This is a genomic window from Pseudomonas fjordensis, from assembly GCF_976987115.1.
Map to the genome: position 1 here is coordinate 1558721 of NZ_OZ336860.1, position 16326 is coordinate 1575046.

Below are 16326 nucleotides of genomic sequence, written 5' to 3' on the forward strand. Positions count from 1 at the left end.
TTGAGCGTGGCGATTGATGAACGAACAACCAGCGGCCAGCCGCATCCAGGTCCAAGCCTTGGCTGACAGCTTCCAGGCCCGCGCTGAACAGTGGGCTTCGCTGCTGGGGTTGCCTCTGCAGGTGGCGGATGCGGATTTTTCCCTGCAAGTGGGGGAGCACGGTTTGCAGTTGCAACAGCTTGGGCCTGATGCGCCGGGGCCGGTGCGGGTCGACTTTGTCGAAGGCGGCGCGGCGCATCGGCGGTTGTATGGCGGCGGCAGCGGGCAGATGATCGCCAAGGCGGTGGGCATCGCCCAGGGCGTGCGCCCGCGGGTGCTGGACGCTACGGCGGGCTTGGGCAAGGACGCGTTCGTGCTGGCTAGCCTGGGGTGTGAGATGAGCCTGATCGAGCGCCAGCCGTTGATCGGCGCCTTGCTCGAAGATGGCCTGGCCCGCGCTGCCGAGGATTTTGAGGTGGCGCCGATTGTGGCGCGCATGAAGTTGCTCAAGGGTAACTCCATCGACGTGATGCTCAATTGGCAGGGGGAGCCGCCTCAGGTGATCTACCTGGACCCGATGTTTCCGCACCGTGAGAAAACTGCGCTGGTGAAGAAGGAAATGCGCCTGTTTCGGCCGTTGGTAGGGGATGATCCGGATGCACCGGCATTGCTCGCGGCGGCTCTGGCGCTGGCCAGCCATCGTGTGGTGGTCAAGCGGCCGCGCAAGGCACCCTGTATTGAGGGGCCGAAGCCGAGCCATGCGTTGGATGGCAAGTCCAGCCGCTACGATATTTATCCCAAGAAGGCGCTTAAGGCGTAAGCGGCAGTATTCATCTTGCGGGTGCGGCGAGATCCAATTGTGGGAGCTGGCGTGCCTGCGATGACGGCCTCCCAGCCGACACCTATCCACCTGACACCCCACGATCAACCTGTGGGAGCTGGCTTGCCTGCGATGACGGCCTCCCAGCCGACACCTATCCACCTGACACCCCACGATCAACCTGTGGGAGCTGGCTTGCCTGCGATGGCGGCCTCCCAGCCGACACCTATCCACCTGACACCCCACGATCCAACTGTGGGAGCGGGCTTGCTCGCGAAGGCGGCCTGGCAGTCAACACAGTTGGATTGTGTACATATCCATTCCTGCGGTAACGGCCACTTAGGGTTCCGCTCTGACAGCGGCTCACTTTTGAAAAGCGCAAAAGTAAGCAAAACGCTCTTGCCCCACCACTCGGCACCTCGCTCACGCTCGGTGTGCCCGAACGCAGGCTTGAATCCGTGGGCCGCCGCCACGCGCCATCCATGGCGCGGGGCGGCTAACCCGGCGTCCTGCCGGGTTACCCACGAATTCAAGCCTGCGTTCGGCCAGCGTGGTTTAACGGGGCGCTTAAGATCAAGATCACAAGCAGATCAAGATCAAGGGCGGCTCGCTTCGCATCGTGGTTACCGTTGGTCGCTACCGCCTACGCAGATGTGTCGAAACCCTGGATGCGATAGGCCCGCATAAACAACCTCACCACGTCCTGCACATGCTCTTCGGCCTCTTGCGCACTCAATTGCCCGCCACACCCGTACAACAAGCGAAAGTTCGCCGTGCCTTTGAGCAGGCAAAAGAAGTGTTCGGCGGCCTTTAGCGGTGTGTCGATACTCAAGGCGCCGCTCTGGTGAATCTTGCCGAGCAGGCGCTCCATGCCTTGCAGCATGCGCATGGGGCCGGCGTTGAAGAAGATCTGGGAGAGTTTCACGTCCTGATTGCCGGTGGTCATCATCAGGCGATGCAGGTTTACCGACTCTTCGCTGTTGATCAGTCGATGAAAGCCGCGGGCGATGTTAAGCAGTACCGTCTCGACGGGCATGCCTTCGGGGAGTTCGAAGTACATCACCGGCAATTGCTCTTCGCATTTGGCCACCACCGCAGCGGTGAACAGCGTCTCCTTGTCGGTGAAGTGGCTGTAGACCGTGAGTTTCGATACCCCGGCCGCCAGGGCAACGGCGTCCATGCTGGTGTTTGCATAGCCCTTGCCCAAGAACAGCGATTTTGCCGATTCGAGGATTGCCTGGCGTTTTGCCATGTCCTTGGGACGCCCGGGGCTTGCGGTGTTCAGAGGATTGTCGGACATTTTCACCTTTAATACTGGACTGGTGAGTTTGGTATTAATAACATACCGGCCAGTATAATTATTCCAAGCTCTATTTGCGAAAGGTCCTTCAGCATGCGCAGCGCTTTCCTGCCCCTTGCTTTGCCTGTCAGCCTGATCTTCCTGTTGGCCGCTTGCGGCCATGAAGAAGCGGCCCAGACCACCGTGCGCCCGGCCATGGTGGTGCAACCGCAGCCTTCGGCACAGGCGATGGACAGCTACCCCGGTGAGGTGCGTGCCCGTTATGAGCCGGACCTGGCCTTTCGCATCGGCGGCAAAGTCAGCAAGCGCCTGGTGGAGGAGGGCGAGCGGGTCAAGGCCAACCAGCCGCTGGCCGAACTCGACCCCCAGGACGTGCGCCTGCAACTGGAAGCCACCCGTGCCCAAGTGGCCGCCGCAGAGGCCAATCTGAGCCTGGTACGTGCGGAGCGGGATCGCTACAAGACCTTGATGGACCGTCAGATGGTCAGTCGATCCCAGTACGACAATTCCGAAAACCTCTACCGAGCCGGTGAAGCACGCCTGAAGCAGATCAAGGCCGAGTTCGATGTGTCGAGCAACCAGGCCGGCTATGCCGTGCTGCGCGCGCCTCAGGACGGTGTGGTCGCCAAGCGTGCCGTCGAGGTGGGGCAAGTGGTCTCCGCTGGCCAGACCGTGTTCACCCTGGCCACCGATGGCGAGCGTGAAGTCTTGATCAGCCTGCCCGAGCAGGGCTTTGGCCGCTTCAAGATCGGCCAGTCGGTGTCGGTGGAGTTGTGGAGCCAGCCAGAGCAACGCTTCGCCGGGCGCATTCGTGAACTGTCTCCTGCCGCCGACCCCAAGTCTCGCACCTTCGCCGCGCGCGTGGCCTTCACCGGCGGCAAAGTGCCCGCCGAACTGGGCCAAAGCGCACGGGTTTTCATCCAGGCCGAGGGTGTCATTCCCCTATCGGTACCGCTGTCTGCCCTGAGTGCCGAGAACGGTGCGTCCTACGTTTGGCGCGTACAACCGGACAACACCCTTAAACGCACGCCTGTACGCATTGGCGCGTTTGGCGAAAATACCGTGCCGGTACTCGAAGGCTTGGCCGCCACCGATTGGGTGGTGGCCGCAGGCGTGCATGTGCTCCATGAGGGCCAGCCAGTGCGCCCGGTGGATCGCTCCAACCGTGTAGTGAATCTGGCGGCCAAGGAGTAGTCCCCATGGGTTTCAATCTTTCCGAATGGGCGTTGCGTAATCGCCAGATCGTACTGTTCCTGATGATCCTGCTGGCCGTGGTTGGCACCTTGTCCTACACCAAGCTGGGGCAAAGCGAAGACCCGCCCTTTACCTTCAAGGCCATGGTGATCAAGACCAACTGGCCCGGGGCCACGGCCCAGGAGGTTTCGCGCCAGGTCACCGAGCGCATCGAGAAAAAACTCATGGAGACCGGTGAGTATGAGCGCATCGTGTCGTTCTCGCGGCCCGGTGAATCCCAGGTCACCTTTATTGCCCGTGATTCGATGCGTTCGGCGCAGATTCCCGAGCTTTGGTACCAGGTGCGCAAGAAAATCAGCGACATCCGCCACACCTTGCCGCCGGATATCCAGGGGCCGTTTTTCAACGACGAGTTCGGCACCACCTTCGGCAATATCTACGCCCTGAGCGGCGACGGCTTTGACTATGCGGTGCTCAAGGACTACGCCGACCGTATCCAGATCCAGCTGCAACGGGTGCCGGATGTAGGCAAGGTCGAGCTGCTCGGCTTGCAGGACGAGAAGATCTGGATCGAGCTGTCCAACCTCAAGCTCGCCACCCTCGGCTTGCCTTTGGCCGCGGTACAGCAGGCGTTGCAGGAACAAAATGCGGTGTCCACCGCCGGCTTCTTTGAAACCCCCACCGAGCGCGTGCAACTGCGCGTTTCAGGCAATTTCAAGACGGTGGAGGAGATCCGCAACTTTCCGATCCGCGTGGGTGATCGCACCTTCCGCATCGGTGACGTGGCTGACATTCACCGAGGCTTCAACGACCCACCGGCACCGCGCATGCGCTACATGGGCGCAGATGCCATCGGCTTGGCCGTGGCCATGCGCGACGGTGGCGACATCCTCGTATTGGGCAAGGCCCTTGAAGCGCAATTCGCACGCCTGCAAAAGAACCTTCCGGCAGGGATGGAACTGCGCAAAGTGTCGGACCAACCGGCAGCGGTAAAGACCAGCGTCGGCGAATTCGTCCAGGTGCTGGCTGAAGCGTTGGCGATTGTTTTGCTGGTGAGCTTTTTCTCCCTCGGCGTGCGCACCGGCATGGTCGTCGCCCTGGCGATCCCGCTGGTACTGGCGATGACCTTTGCCAGCATGTATTACCTGGGCATCGGCCTGCACAAGATTTCCCTTGGCGCCTTGGTCCTGGCCTTGGGCTTGCTGGTAGATGACGCGATCATCGCCGTGGAAATGATGGCGATCAAAATGGAGCAGGGCTACGACCGCCTCAAAGCCGCGAGTTTCGCCTGGACCAGCACCGCATTCCCCATGCTCACCGGCACCCTGATCACGGCCGCTGGCTTCTTGCCGATTGCCACCGCGCAATCGAGCACCGGCGAATACACCCGCTCGATTTTCCAGGTCGTGACCATCGCACTGCTGGCCTCCTGGGTGGCGGCCGTGGTGTTTGTGCCGTACCTGGGAGAAAAACTCCTGCCCGACCTGGCGAAGATTCACGCCGCCAAGCACGGCACCGACGGTCCAGACCCGTACGGCACACCCTTCTACCAGCGTGTAAGACGTTGGGTGGAGTGGTGCGTGCGGCGGCGTAAAACCGTGATCGTGCTGACTTTGCTGCTGTTTATCGGCTCGGTTGCGCTGTTCCGCTTCGTGCCGCAACAGTTCTTCCCGGCTTCCGGCCGCCTGGAGTTGATGGTCGACCTGAAACTGGCCGAAGGCGCTTCCCTGAGCAACACCGCCGAGCAGGTCAAGCGCCTGGAAGCGTTGCTCAAGGAGCATGCCGGCATCAACAATTATGTCGCCTACGCGGGCACTGGTTCGCCGCGGTTTTACCTGCCCCTGGACCAGCAATTGCCCGCTGCCAGCTTCGCCCAGTTTGTGGTGCTGGCTGACACTATCGAGGAGCGCGAAAGCCTGCGCACCTGGCTGATCGAAACCCTCAATGAGCAGTTCCCCGAACTGCGTTCGCGGGTCACGCGCTTGGAGAACGGCCCGCCCGTAGGCTACCCGGTGCAGTTTCGCGTGACGGGCGAGCACATCGAAGAAGTCCGTGCCCTGGCGCGCAAAGTAGCGGCCAAGGTTCGCGAAAATACCCATGTGGTCAACGTGCATTTGGACTGGGAAGAACCGAGCAAAATCGTCTACCTGAATATCGATCAGGACCGTGCACGCGCCCTGGGTGTGAGCACCGCCAACCTGTCGAAATTCCTGCAGAGTTCCCTGACCGGTTCCAGCGTCAGCCAGTACCGGGAGGACAACGAATTGATCGAGATCCTCCTGCGCGGCACCGTGCATGAGCGTAGCGAACTGTCGCGCCTGCCGAGCCTTGCCGTGCCCACCGACAATGGTAAAAGCGTGGCGCTGTCGCAAATTGCCACCCTCGAATATGGATTCGAAGAGGGCATCATCTGGCATCGCAATCGCTTGCCCACGGTGACTGTGCGGGCCGATATCTATGGCAAGGAACAGCCGGCGACCCTCGTGCAGCAGATCCTGCCGACGCTCGCTGATGTGCGTGCCGAACTGCCGGACGGCTACCTCTTGGAAGTGGGCGGTACGGTGGAAGATTCTGCCCGTGGGCAAAACTCGGTGAAGGCCGGCGTGCCGCTGTTTATCGTGGTAGTGTTGACCTTGCTGATGCTGCAACTGCGCAGCTTCTCGCGCACGGCGATGGTCTTTCTCACCGCGCCTTTGGGGCTGATCGGCGTGACCTTGTTCCTGCTGGTGTTCCGCCAACCCTTCGGTTTCGTCGCCATGCTCGGCACTATCGCGCTGTCAGGGATGATCATGCGCAACTCGGTGATTCTGGTGGACCAGATCGAACAAGACATCAAGGCTGGCCTGGCACCTTGGCAGGCAATTATCGAAGCCACGGTGCGACGCTTTCGCCCGATTGTGCTGACGGCGTTGGCTGCGGTGTTGGCGATGATTCCGTTGTCACGCAGTGTGTTCTTCGGGCCCATGGCCGTGGCGATCATGGGCGGGTTGATCGTAGCGACGGCGTTGACGCTGTTGTTCCTGCCGGCGTTGTACGCAGCGTGGTTCAGGATCAAGAAGGAGGAGTAGATCAGTGAGCGTTTTTGGCAGGCCCGGTGGGAACCATTTTTCAAGGCTTGCCACACAGGGTTACCTGTTCGCAGGTACGTTATTCGGGGGTTTTATCACCTGGATAACGTTTCCAGAACGTTCATAGAGGCGAAATAGATATGCTCCTACAAGCATTGGGACAACTTTACACGGGGGTCGGCATGATGCTGGGCGGCGGTCAAATGGGCGGCGCTTGCGCCAAACATTCCCATAATGACTCCGTCAGTCGGCGTGAGCTTTCCGACGCGCTCAAATCGTTCAAATACGATTTTCCCCAGCCGACCAGTCATATCACGATTAACAACAGTGTTGCCAACGCGAACAACAACGCGAATAGCAATGCAAACACCCAAATCGGCCGCTGAATGCGCTGATGTCTGCTATTGGGCCATTGCAAACACTCTGCATCCGCGGAGTGTTTGCTGCGTAAGGCTCAGTGACTGCCGAGGGCTTACAGCGCCCCAAACACCTTCTTGGCCAAGCTGGTGGCCGCCGCCGCTGGGTTCTTGCGGATGGTTTCTTCCTGCTGCGCGATCATCTTGAACAGGCCATCCAGCGCTTGCTCGGTCACGTAGTTCTCGACGTTGGCGCTCTTGGCATCCACTGCGCCAAAGGCCGCGGCCTTGCCGGCCAGGGCATTGTACTGCTGGGCCACGCCGACTTTGTCGGTGGCGGCCTTGACGATAGGCAGGAACTTGGCGCGAATCTCTTCACGGCTGCTTTTGTTCAGGTACTGGGTGGCGGAATCCTGGCCACCGCTGAGAATGCCCTTGGCGTCGGTCACGCTCATGTTTTTCACGGCGTTGACCAGGATCGGCTGGGCCTGGGTCACGGCGGTTTCTGCCGCCTTGTTCATGCTGGTTTCCAGTTGCGTGACCTGGTCCCCCATGCCGAACATTTTCAGCTTGTCGGCGACTTTGCCGAGTTTGCCCGGCAGGCCGATCTTCACGTCCGGGTTGTTGCTGAAACCACCGGGCGTCCCGAGTTGTTTCACAGCAATCTGTGCACCTTGGGTCAAGGCATCCTTGAGGCCGCCGCTGGCGTCGCCCTGGGACAGGCTGCCCAGATCCAGGGCCATGGCGTTGGCGCCGAATAACAAGCCAGCACACAGGGCAGTGAGGCGAAGAGATTTGCGGAGCATGGGCGCTTCCTTATGAAGTGGGAGTGATCAGTGTGCCGCCGCATCCACCCGCAGGCGCAGCGGTTGTGGGTCCTGGCCATTGAGTTGCACAGTGTGCCGCTCGGTGGTGATAAACAGTAGCTTGCCGTCCAGCTCGATGCGAGCGCTGACCGAATAGGTGTGGCCCGGTTTGACCTGGGCCGGGTCATAGCTCAGATGAAACGGCAGCGGCACCTGGCCTTTGACCGGGCCTTTCTGTTCGGCGAGGGTCACGGCCGGCGCGTCCATCAGGGACACGTCCTGCAGGCTGACACTCAAGGTGGCGGCTGGCGGCAGGGCGATGCGTTGCAGGTAGAACACTTCGCCGTCCAGGCTTGCCTTAGGGGTTGGAGCCATCGATTGGCAGGCTCCAAGCAGGGCGGTCAGGCCCAGGAGGATGAGTTTTTTCAAGGTGCAACTCCTTTTCAACGGCGCCGGAATCCGCCCGGCGCCTCATTCAATCTAGCGGTTTTCTTCAGGGTTGGCGGCAACCGGTTCGGCGGCGGCCTCGGCTGCACCGTCCACACGGTGCAAGGCGACCTGGCGGATCGACAGGCGAATATCCGCCGGCAACACACGTTTGGCCGCGCCTTCGGCCAGTTCGCCGAGCAGGTCGTGATAACCCAGCTTGCCGGCTTCATCGCGGCGCAGCACATCTTGCTCCAGCAACGTCTGAATAAAATGTCGGAAAAGACTCTTGTCGAAGAACTCCGGAGCGTTGAGGCCGTGCAGGATCGACAGGCGCTGGGCCATGATCGTGCACAGGTCTTCCAGCTCCTCGGCGCTGATGCTGTTCTGGCCGCTGTTGAGCAGCAACGAGATCGCCATGTAGAAGCGTTGCAGGGTCTGGGCGATGCTCTTGGACAGCAGCGTCAGCAGCACAAAATGCCGCGAACTCGGCGCCGGGCGCAGGTACACGGCATTTTCGAAGCGCAGCAGGCCTTGTTCAACGAAGGCGTCCAGCCATTGGTCGACCACGCTGTCCAAGTCTTCCTGCGACCAACGGATAAACAGCTCCGATTGCAGGTACGGGTAGAGCGCGTGGGTGTAGCGCAGGATCTGTTCGCGGGTCATGCGCGAGCTGCTCTGAAAGAAGCTCGCCAGCAAGGCCGGCAGGGCGAAGATGTGCAGCACGTTGTTGCGGTAATAGGTCATCAGGACAGCATTCTGCTCATCCAGGTAAACGATTTTACCCAGGGCATCGCTCTGCTCCGACAACAGGTTCATGTCCTTGACGTGCTTGATCAGCGCCAGGCCATCGCCTTCCGGCAGCGTGGTGTGGGGCGAGTAGGGCACTCGGCGCAACAGCGCCAGATACAGGTCCAACTGGCGGGCCATGGCTTGTTCATCCAGGGCCAGGCGGGTGGTGGACAGCAGTGCCAGCGCCACCAGGTTCACCGGGTTCACCGCAGCGGCTTCGTTCAAGTGGCGCGCCACCTGTTCGCCGAGGCGATTGGTGGTCTCATTGAGCCAGGCCGGTTTGTAGTTCGGCCCCAGTTCCTGGGCGCGCCAGTCCGGTTGTTCGGCGTCGAGGAATTCTGCCAGCTTGATCGGCTCGCCGAAGTTGACTGCCACTTGGCCGAAGCGCTGCTTGAGCGCGCCGACCACTTTGAAAATGTCGAAGATCGACTCTTTCTTCTTGCTCGCGCCACGTAGTTCGCCCAGGTAGGTACGGCCTTCGAGCACGCGCTCATAGCCGATGTACACCGGCACGAACACGATGGGCATGCGCGAGGAGCGCAGGAAACTGCGCAGGGTGATCGCCAACATCCCGGTTTTCGGTTGCAGCATGCGCCCGGTGCGCGAGCGCCCGCCTTCGACGAAGTACTCCACCGGGAAACCCTTGGTAAACAGGGTGTGCAGGTATTCGTTGAACACCGAGGTGTACAACGGGTTGCCCTTGAAAGTACGGCGCATGAAAAACGCACCGCCACGGCGCAGCAGGCTGCCGATCACCGGCATGTTGAGGTTGATGCCGGCGGCGATGTGCGGCGGGGTCAGGCCGTTCTTGAACAGCAGGTACGACAGCAGCAGGTAGTCGATATGGCTGCGGTGGCAAGGCACGTAGATCACCTCGTAGCCCTGGGCCACCTTTTGCACGCCTTCGATGTTATTGACCTTGATGCCGTCGTAGATCTTGTTCCAGAACCAGCTCAATACCACTTCCAGGAAGCGGATCGCGGTGTAGGTGTAGTCCGAGGCAATCTCGTTGCCATAGCGCAGGGCCAGGGCCTTGGCTTTTTCCGGGGCGATCTTTTCGCGTTCGGCTTCATCCGCAATGGCTTGGCGCACCAGCGGCATATTCACCAGGCCCTTGACCAGATTACGCCGGTGGGACAGGTCGGGGCCGATCACCGCCGTCTTCAGGTTACGAAAGTGCACACGCAAGATGCGCTGGGCCATGCGCACGGTACGTTCGTGACCTTTATTGTGCTCGATCAATTCACGCAGGTTGATAGGCGCGGAGAATTGCACGCGGGTCTTGCGCCCCAGGATCAGGATGCTCAACAACCGGCGTAGACGCCCGGTGACTGCCCAGCTGTCGGCAAATAACAGCTTCCACGGGCTGGACTCGCTTTCGGGGGATTGGCCCCAGAACACGCTGACCGGAATGATTTGTGCATTCTCTTCGGCGTGTTCGGTGAGGGTATTGACCAGGCGCGTCAAGGTGGGCGGCGCGCCACGCTTGTCTTGGCGCCCGAGCCAATCCGGATCCGGCGTGAGATAGAAGAACGCCGCAGGCTCCATCAACGGCCCTACCGACACCGGCAGCACTGGGCGCGGCAGGCCGGCCTTGGTGCACTCGGCATCGACCACCGCCAACTCGGTGAGGGAAGGTGATTGCAGGACGTAGAAAACCGGCCGACTGCGGTCCAGGTTAAGGGTGAGGGACGACTGGTTGATCGTCTCCGAGCGAACCCAGAGGTACAACAGTCGGCGCAAGGTGCCAAACACCAGACGGCGGAACGGGGAGCGGGTCATAGGCGAACTGCTTCAAGTGGAAAAAACCGAGCAGGCGCTCGGGCGGGTAGTGTGCCGTATTCGCCGAAAATCGGCAAAAAAGCAGCGATGTAAAGTTGAGTTGATGGTTTTTGAGCCTGTCTTATACTCGGCAGTTCAATGCGAGCGACTCAACAATAAAAAAACCAGTGGGAGTGAACAGATGACAACGCGCGAAACCGGCAATGTGAAGTGGTTCAACGATGCAAAGGGCTACGGCTTTATCCAGCGTGAAGATGGCAAGGATGTGTTTGTGCACTACCGCGCCATTCGCGGTGAAGGCCACCGCTCGTTGGCCGAGGGCCAGCAGGTGGAATACGCCGTGGTGACCGGCGAGAAGGGCTTGCAGGCTGAGGATGTGGTGGGCCTGTAACCCCTTTGTTTTGCTAACCCAATCAACTGTGGGAGCTGGCTTGCCTGCGATGCAGACACCTTGGTCTATCAGTCAGACCACAGTGATGCTATCGCAGGCAAGCCAGCTCCCACATTGAGTGGGTTAGCAATCCGCTGTCAGGCAGTTTTCCAGGTGATCTCTTCTTCACCATCTGCGCTGATGCGAATCCAGCGATCAGCGCTTTCTTCACCCTCTTCTTCAACCCAGGTGCCCGGTGCGCAGCGCACTTCGACGTTCAGCGCGGCAAACGCGGCGCGGGCGCAGGCGATGTCGTCGTCCCACGGGGTCTGGTCGCTTTCCAGGAACAGGCTGTTCCATTTGCCCACCGCTTTGGGCAGCCAGGTAACCGGCACGTTGCCGGCCTTGCACTTGTAGGTCTGGCCTTTCTGGACCCAGTCGGTGCACGGGCCCAGGGCGGCGCCCAGCCAGGCGGCGATGGCCTTGTGGTCGACGTCGGCGTCCTTCAGGTAAATTTCAATATCAGGTTGGCGCATGGATGTTCCTCGTTGCGGGATTCGAAAATCCATTCGCGGATGGGTGAAAGTCGGTCATTGAAGCACGAAATAATCGTAGCGCATCGACACCGTGACCTGCAGCGGCTCAGCCGCCTCGATCACCTCGTGGCGGCGTTCGGCACTGGCCCGCCAACCGTGGGGCGTCATCGCCAGCAGGTTGGCGCGGTCCTTGGGCTCGGCCAGGCTCAGGGTGAATGCCAGGGTCTCAGTGTGCGCCAGGCTCATGCCATCCGGCACCAGGGCCAGGTGTTTGTCGTCGGTGTATTCGCGCACTTCGTCGTACAGGCGCTCGCGCAGTTCCATCAAATGACCGCTGGTGGGGCCGACTTTCATCAAGCCGCCGCCGGGGCTGAGCAGGCGCTTGGCTTCCTGCCAGTCCAGCGGGCTGAACACACTGGCGAGGAACTGGCAGCTGGCGTCGGCCAATGGCACGCGGGCCATGCTGGCGATCAACCAGGTCAGCGCCGGGTTGCGTTTGCATGCGCGCTTGACCGCTTCCTTGGAGATATCCAGCGCGTAGCCATCGGCATCGGGCAGAGCCTGGGCGATTTGCGCGGTGTAGTAACCCTCGCCACAGCCAATGTCCACCCAGCGCTGTGGTGCGCGTTCGGCGGCCAGTTCGGCCAGGCGCTTGGCCACTGGCGCATAGTGGCCAGCGTTGAGGAAGTCGCGGCGCGCCTCGACCATGGCCAGGTTGTCGCCCGGGTCGCGGCTGTTCTTGTGCTGCACCGGCAGCAGGTTCAGGTAACCCTGGCGTGCGCGGTCGAAGCGGTGCCCGGCCGGGCACGCCACGCCATTGTCCACGGTATTGAGCGGTGCGCTGCAAATGGGGCAGGCGAGCATCAGGCGAGCAACTTGATCAGGGTCTGGTAGTAGATTTCGGTCAGCACATCGAGGTCGCTGGCCAGGATGCGTTCGTTGACCTGGTGGATCGTCGCGTTGACCGGCCCCAGTTCGACCACCTGGGTGCCCAACGTCGCAATGAAGCGGCCATCGGAGGTACCGCCGCTGGTGGACGCCTTGGTCTCACGCCCGGTGATCGCCAGGATGCTGGCCGACACCGCATCCAGCAGAGCGCCTGGCTCGGTGAGGAACGGCAGGCCCGACAGCGCCCACTCTACGTGCCAGTCCAGGCCATGTTTGTCGAGAATGGCCGCGACCCGTTGTTGCAGGCCCTCGACGGTGGATTCGGTGGAAAAACGGAAGTTGAACACCGCCGTCAGGTCACCCGGGATCACGTTGGTGGCGCCGGTACCGGAGTTGAGGTTGGAAATCTGAAAGCTGGTCGGCGGGAAGAAGGTGTTGCCGTCATCCCAATGTTCGGCGGCGAGTTCGGCCAGGGCCGGTGCGGCCAGGTGGATCGGGTTCTTCGCCAGGTGCGGGTAAGCCACGTGGCCCTGTACACCGCGCACGGTCAAGGTGGCGCCAAGGGAGCCACGGCGACCGTTCTTGACCACGTCGCCCACCAGGCTGGTGCTCGACGGTTCGCCGACGATGCACCAGTCCAGGCGCTCCTTGCGTGCGGCCAGGCGTTCGATCACGGCCTTGGTGCCATGGTGCGCCGGGCCTTCTTCGTCGCTGGTGATCAGGAAGGCGACCGAACCCTTGTGGTCCGGGTAGTCCGTGACGAAACGTTCCGCTGCCACCAGCATCGCCGCCAGGCTGCCTTTCATGTCCGCCGCGCCACGGCCACAGAGCATGCCGTTGTCATCGATCAACGCATCGAACGGGTCGTTCTGCCAAGCCTGTACCGGGCCAGTCGGCACCACATCGGTGTGACCGGCAAAGCACAGCACCGGGCCTTCGTGCTTGCCGTGGGTGGCCCAGAAGTTATCCACGTCTTCAATGCGCATCGGTTCAAGCGCAAAACCGGCGTCGCCCAGGCGCTGCATCATCAGCTTCTGGCAATCGGCATCGATGGGCGTGACCGATGGGCGACGGATCAGGTCGATGGCCAGTTGAAGGGTCGGCGAAAGGTCGGCATGGGCCGTCATGGGGGAACTCCGGAAATCGAGGCGGCGACGTTCTAACTGTAGGAGCGAGCTCGCTCGCGAAAAACTCAAGGGCACCGCGTGCATTCAGGATGCCCGCGTTATCGTTAACGATTTTCGCGAGCAAGCTCGCTCCTACAGTGATGGGTGTAAGACACGCAAAAGGGCCGTTATCTTATAGCAAAACGGCGGCCAAGGGCCGCCGTTTAGTGCATTGCGTGACTTTTTACGCCGCCGGTGCGGCCTCGGGCGCCGCCGAAGGTTTGGGCAGCGACGACAAGAACGCCATGATCAGTGCCGCCACGTACGGCAGCGACTGCACCAGCAACATCACCACCCAGAAGCGAATGTCATTGCTCGGCAGGCCTTGCACCAGGTAGATCCCCAGCGCCGCGCCCCACAGCAGCAGCATGATGAACATCTCTTCCCGGGCTTCGGAAATCGCCACCCAGAAACCGTGGTTATCCGCGTTTTTCGGTGTACGAAAGAACGGAATACTGCTGGTGAAGAAGCCGTACAACACCGCCTTGGCGATGGTGTGGGACAACGCCAACCCGGCCAGCGCCGCGCAGAACGCGTCTTTCAAGTTCACGCCTACCGCACGACGGTAGAGGAAGATGATCTTGCCGACTTTGAACACAAACAACGCCAACGGCGGGATCGCGAAAATCAGCAACGGCGGGTCGACCCGGGTCGGCACGATGATCATCGCGGCGGACCACAACAGGGCGCCGACGGTAAAGAAGATGTTCATGCCATCGGCCACCCACGGCAACCAGCCCGCGAGGAAGTGATAGCGCTGGCCGCGGGTCAGCTCGGTGTCTTTGCCACGTATCAGGCTGGCGGTGTGGCGCTTGATGATCTGGATCGCGCCATACGCCCAGCGGAAACGCTGTTTCTTGAAGTCGATAAAGGTATCCGGCATCAAACCCTTGCCGTAGCTGTCGTGGTAGTACGCCGCCGACAAGCCTTTTTCGAACACGCGCAGGCCCAGTTCGGCGTCTTCACAGATGCACCAGTCGGCCCAGCCCAGCTCTTCGAGCACCGAGCGGCGGGTCATGGTCATGGTGCCGTGCTGGATGATCGCGTCACGGTCGTTACGGGTGACCATGCCGATATGGAAGAAGCCTTTATATTCGGCGTAGCAGAGCTTCTTGAAGGTACTTTCGTTCTGGTCGCGGTAATCCTGGGGCGACTGCACCACGGCGATTTTCGGGTCGGCGAAGTGCGGCACCATATGCTTGAGCCAGTTCGGTGATACGCAGTAGTCCGAGTCGATCACCGCAATCACTTCGGCGTCCTTGGCGGTGTGCGGGATCAGGTAGTTCAGCGCGCCGCCCTTGAAACCGGCCAGGGGCGCAACGTGGAAGAACTTGAAGCGCGGGCCCAGGGTTTCGCAGTAGTCGCGCACCGGTTCCCACACCGCCGGGTCCTTGGTGTTGTTGTCGATGATCAGGACTTCGTAGTCCGGATAATCGAGGGCGGCGAGGGCGTCGAGGGTCTGTTTGACCATTTCCGGCGGCTCGTTGTAGCACGGCACATGGATCGACACTTTTGGACGGTAGTCCGAGTCGCCTTCCACGGGCAGGAATTCACGCCGACGCTTGTGGGTCCACACTGCTTCTGCCAGTTCGTGGGCTTCGGTCAGCAACACGATAAACACGCCCAGGGCGCCGAGTGCCAGCAACACGCCCACTGTCACGCTGAACCAAGTGCTGTATTGCTGGCTGTAGTCGTAGCCGATCCAGACCAGCACCGACCCGCACAGAAACGCAATAAAGGTCAGGAAGGTACGGCCACGCTGGCGCAGGGCCGAGCCATCGATCATCAACAGGGTCAGGGACAGCAGTGCAAGCACCACCGAGCCAATGGCCAGTACCCGCCATTGCGGAATCGCCACCACCGGGCCGTCAAAATTGAATTTCTGCTGGCGCGCAGCGTTGAATACACCCCAATACGCGCCCGCCGACCCCTCGTCGCTGACCTTCCACGGCTGGTCGAAGGCCTCGATCACGAAGTAGTTGTAACCCTGGCGGTTGAGCTTGTTTACCAGCGTACGCAGGTAAATCGCCTGGTCGGCCGGCGACGATTCATTGCCACCGCGCATACGGCCATTGCTCGGCCAGCCCACTTCCGACAGCAGCAGGGGCTTTTTCGGGAAGGCTTTTTTCAGGTCCTTGGCGCGGTCGAGGACGTACTGGCCGGCCTTGTCCATCGGGATGTATTCCCAGAACGGCAGGATGTGCGCGGCGATCAGGTCGACGTGCTTGGCCAATTGCGGGTTCTTTTCCCAGATGTGCCATTGCTCGGAGGTGGTCACCGGCACCTTCACGGCGGCGCGCACGCGGTCGAGCAGTACGATCAGGGCTTCGGGGGTGATTTCTTCCCGGAACAACGCTTCGTTACCCACCACTACGCGTACGACACTGCGCGAGGTGTTGGCGATCTCGATAGCGCGCTGGATCTCCCGCTCGTTACGTTCCAGGTCCGGGCTGATCCAGATCCCCAGGGTCACGCGCAGGCCGAACTCTTCGGCCAGCTTGGGAATATCCCCCAGGGGGCCGTCCACCGAGTAGGTACGGATGTTGTCCGTCAGCTTGCTCATGATCGCAAGGTCCTGACGCATCTGTTCGTCGGTAGGGTACTGGTCTTTCTGCGGATACTGGCCTTGCTGGAACGGCGAGTAGGAAAAACCGGAGATCTGATCGGGCCAGTTGGGAGCGGTGACCGGGCGGTTGATCAGCGCCCAGAAACCGGTGAACAGCGCGGCAATTGCCAGCACCACCACCAGGTTGAGTCCAAATTTACGCGATGCCATGGTTATGTCGGGTTCCAAAGGGTGCGGAACGAAAGAGGTGTCGGCCTACGCCGAACGGCGCGCATCC

13 protein-coding genes are annotated in these 16326 nt (G+C 61.0%); 5 read left to right on the forward strand and 8 right to left on the reverse strand.

The genetic code is table 11. The features are described from left to right. Positions 1–16 precede the first annotated feature (16 nt). Positions 17–799, forward strand: coding sequence for a class I SAM-dependent methyltransferase (locus ACWHXD_RS07135; protein ID WP_056790197.1), 783 nt, complete (start codon positions 17–19; stop codon positions 797–799). 643 nt (positions 800–1442) lie between these two features. Here the strand turns inward: ACWHXD_RS07135 and ACWHXD_RS07140 are convergent. After that, on the reverse strand, positions 1443–2099 hold the full coding sequence (locus ACWHXD_RS07140; RefSeq protein WP_138761432.1) for a TetR/AcrR family transcriptional regulator: 657 nt from the start codon (positions 2097–2099) through the stop codon (positions 1443–1445). 93 nt (positions 2100–2192) lie between these two features. Here ACWHXD_RS07140 and ACWHXD_RS07145 point away from each other — a divergent pair, with 93 nt between their 5' ends. The 3 genes from ACWHXD_RS07145 to ACWHXD_RS07155 all read left to right on the forward strand — a co-directional run bounded on the left by ACWHXD_RS07145 (position 2193) and on the right by ACWHXD_RS07155 (position 6747). Further along, positions 2193–3293, forward strand: coding sequence for an efflux RND transporter periplasmic adaptor subunit (locus ACWHXD_RS07145; protein ID WP_138761433.1), 1101 nt, complete (start codon positions 2193–2195; stop codon positions 3291–3293). Between the two features lie 5 nt (positions 3294–3298). Further along, complete coding sequence (locus ACWHXD_RS07150; protein WP_138761434.1) at positions 3299–6361, forward strand: efflux RND transporter permease subunit; 3063 nt, start codon at positions 3299–3301, stop codon at positions 6359–6361. Positions 6362–6501: 140 nt separating this feature from the next. After that, the gene (locus ACWHXD_RS07155; protein WP_138761435.1) at positions 6502–6747 is read left to right on the forward strand and encodes a type III secretion protein; all 246 of its coding nucleotides are present in this window, start codon (positions 6502–6504) and stop codon (positions 6745–6747) included. 86 nt (positions 6748–6833) lie between these two features. Here the strand turns inward: ACWHXD_RS07155 and ACWHXD_RS07160 are convergent, their stop codons facing one another. The 3 genes from ACWHXD_RS07160 to plsB are packed head-to-tail and all read right to left on the reverse strand — an operon-like array spanning position 6834 to position 10523. Continuing rightward, positions 6834–7523, reverse strand: coding sequence for a DUF4197 domain-containing protein (locus ACWHXD_RS07160; protein WP_003189124.1), 690 nt, complete (start codon positions 7521–7523; stop codon positions 6834–6836). Positions 7524–7550: 27 nt separating this feature from the next. After that, on the reverse strand, positions 7551–7952 hold the full coding sequence (locus tag ACWHXD_RS07165) for a YbaY family lipoprotein (protein ID WP_057711538.1): 402 nt from the start codon (positions 7950–7952) through the stop codon (positions 7551–7553). Positions 7953–8003: 51 nt separating this feature from the next. Continuing rightward, the gene (gene plsB, locus ACWHXD_RS07170) at positions 8004–10523 is read right to left on the reverse strand and encodes a glycerol-3-phosphate 1-O-acyltransferase PlsB (protein WP_138761436.1); all 2520 of its coding nucleotides are present in this window, start codon (positions 10521–10523) and stop codon (positions 8004–8006) included. Between the two features lie 181 nt (positions 10524–10704). On the opposite strand from plsB, the gene ACWHXD_RS07175 reads away from it, so the two are divergent. After that, a complete protein-coding gene (locus tag ACWHXD_RS07175; protein WP_003189131.1) occupies positions 10705–10914 on the forward strand; it encodes a cold-shock protein in 210 nt (69 codons plus the stop codon). 137 nt (positions 10915–11051) lie between these two features. On the opposite strand, the gene ACWHXD_RS07180 is transcribed toward ACWHXD_RS07175, so the two are convergent. The 4 genes from ACWHXD_RS07180 to ACWHXD_RS07195 form a co-directional block, all read right to left on the reverse strand. Continuing rightward, positions 11052–11429: a hypothetical protein gene (locus ACWHXD_RS07180; RefSeq protein ID WP_032893208.1), complete on the reverse strand. Its 378-nt coding sequence runs from the start codon at positions 11427–11429 to the stop codon at positions 11052–11054. 54 nt (positions 11430–11483) lie between these two features. Then, positions 11484–12293 carry a putative RNA methyltransferase gene (locus tag ACWHXD_RS07185; RefSeq protein ID WP_138761437.1) on the reverse strand — a complete coding sequence of 270 codons (810 nt, stop codon included), beginning with the start codon at positions 12291–12293 and terminating at the stop codon, positions 11484–11486. Next, positions 12293–13444, reverse strand: coding sequence for a succinyl-diaminopimelate desuccinylase (dapE, locus tag ACWHXD_RS07190; protein ID WP_098949360.1), 1152 nt, complete (start codon positions 13442–13444; stop codon positions 12293–12295). Before dapE ends, ACWHXD_RS07185 begins: the two co-directional genes overlap by 1 nt. A gap of 223 nt (positions 13445–13667) precedes the next feature. Further along, the gene (locus tag ACWHXD_RS07195) at positions 13668–16259 is read right to left on the reverse strand and encodes a glycosyltransferase (RefSeq protein WP_003189139.1); all 2592 of its coding nucleotides are present in this window, start codon (positions 16257–16259) and stop codon (positions 13668–13670) included. Between the last annotated feature and the right edge of the window lie 67 nt (positions 16260–16326).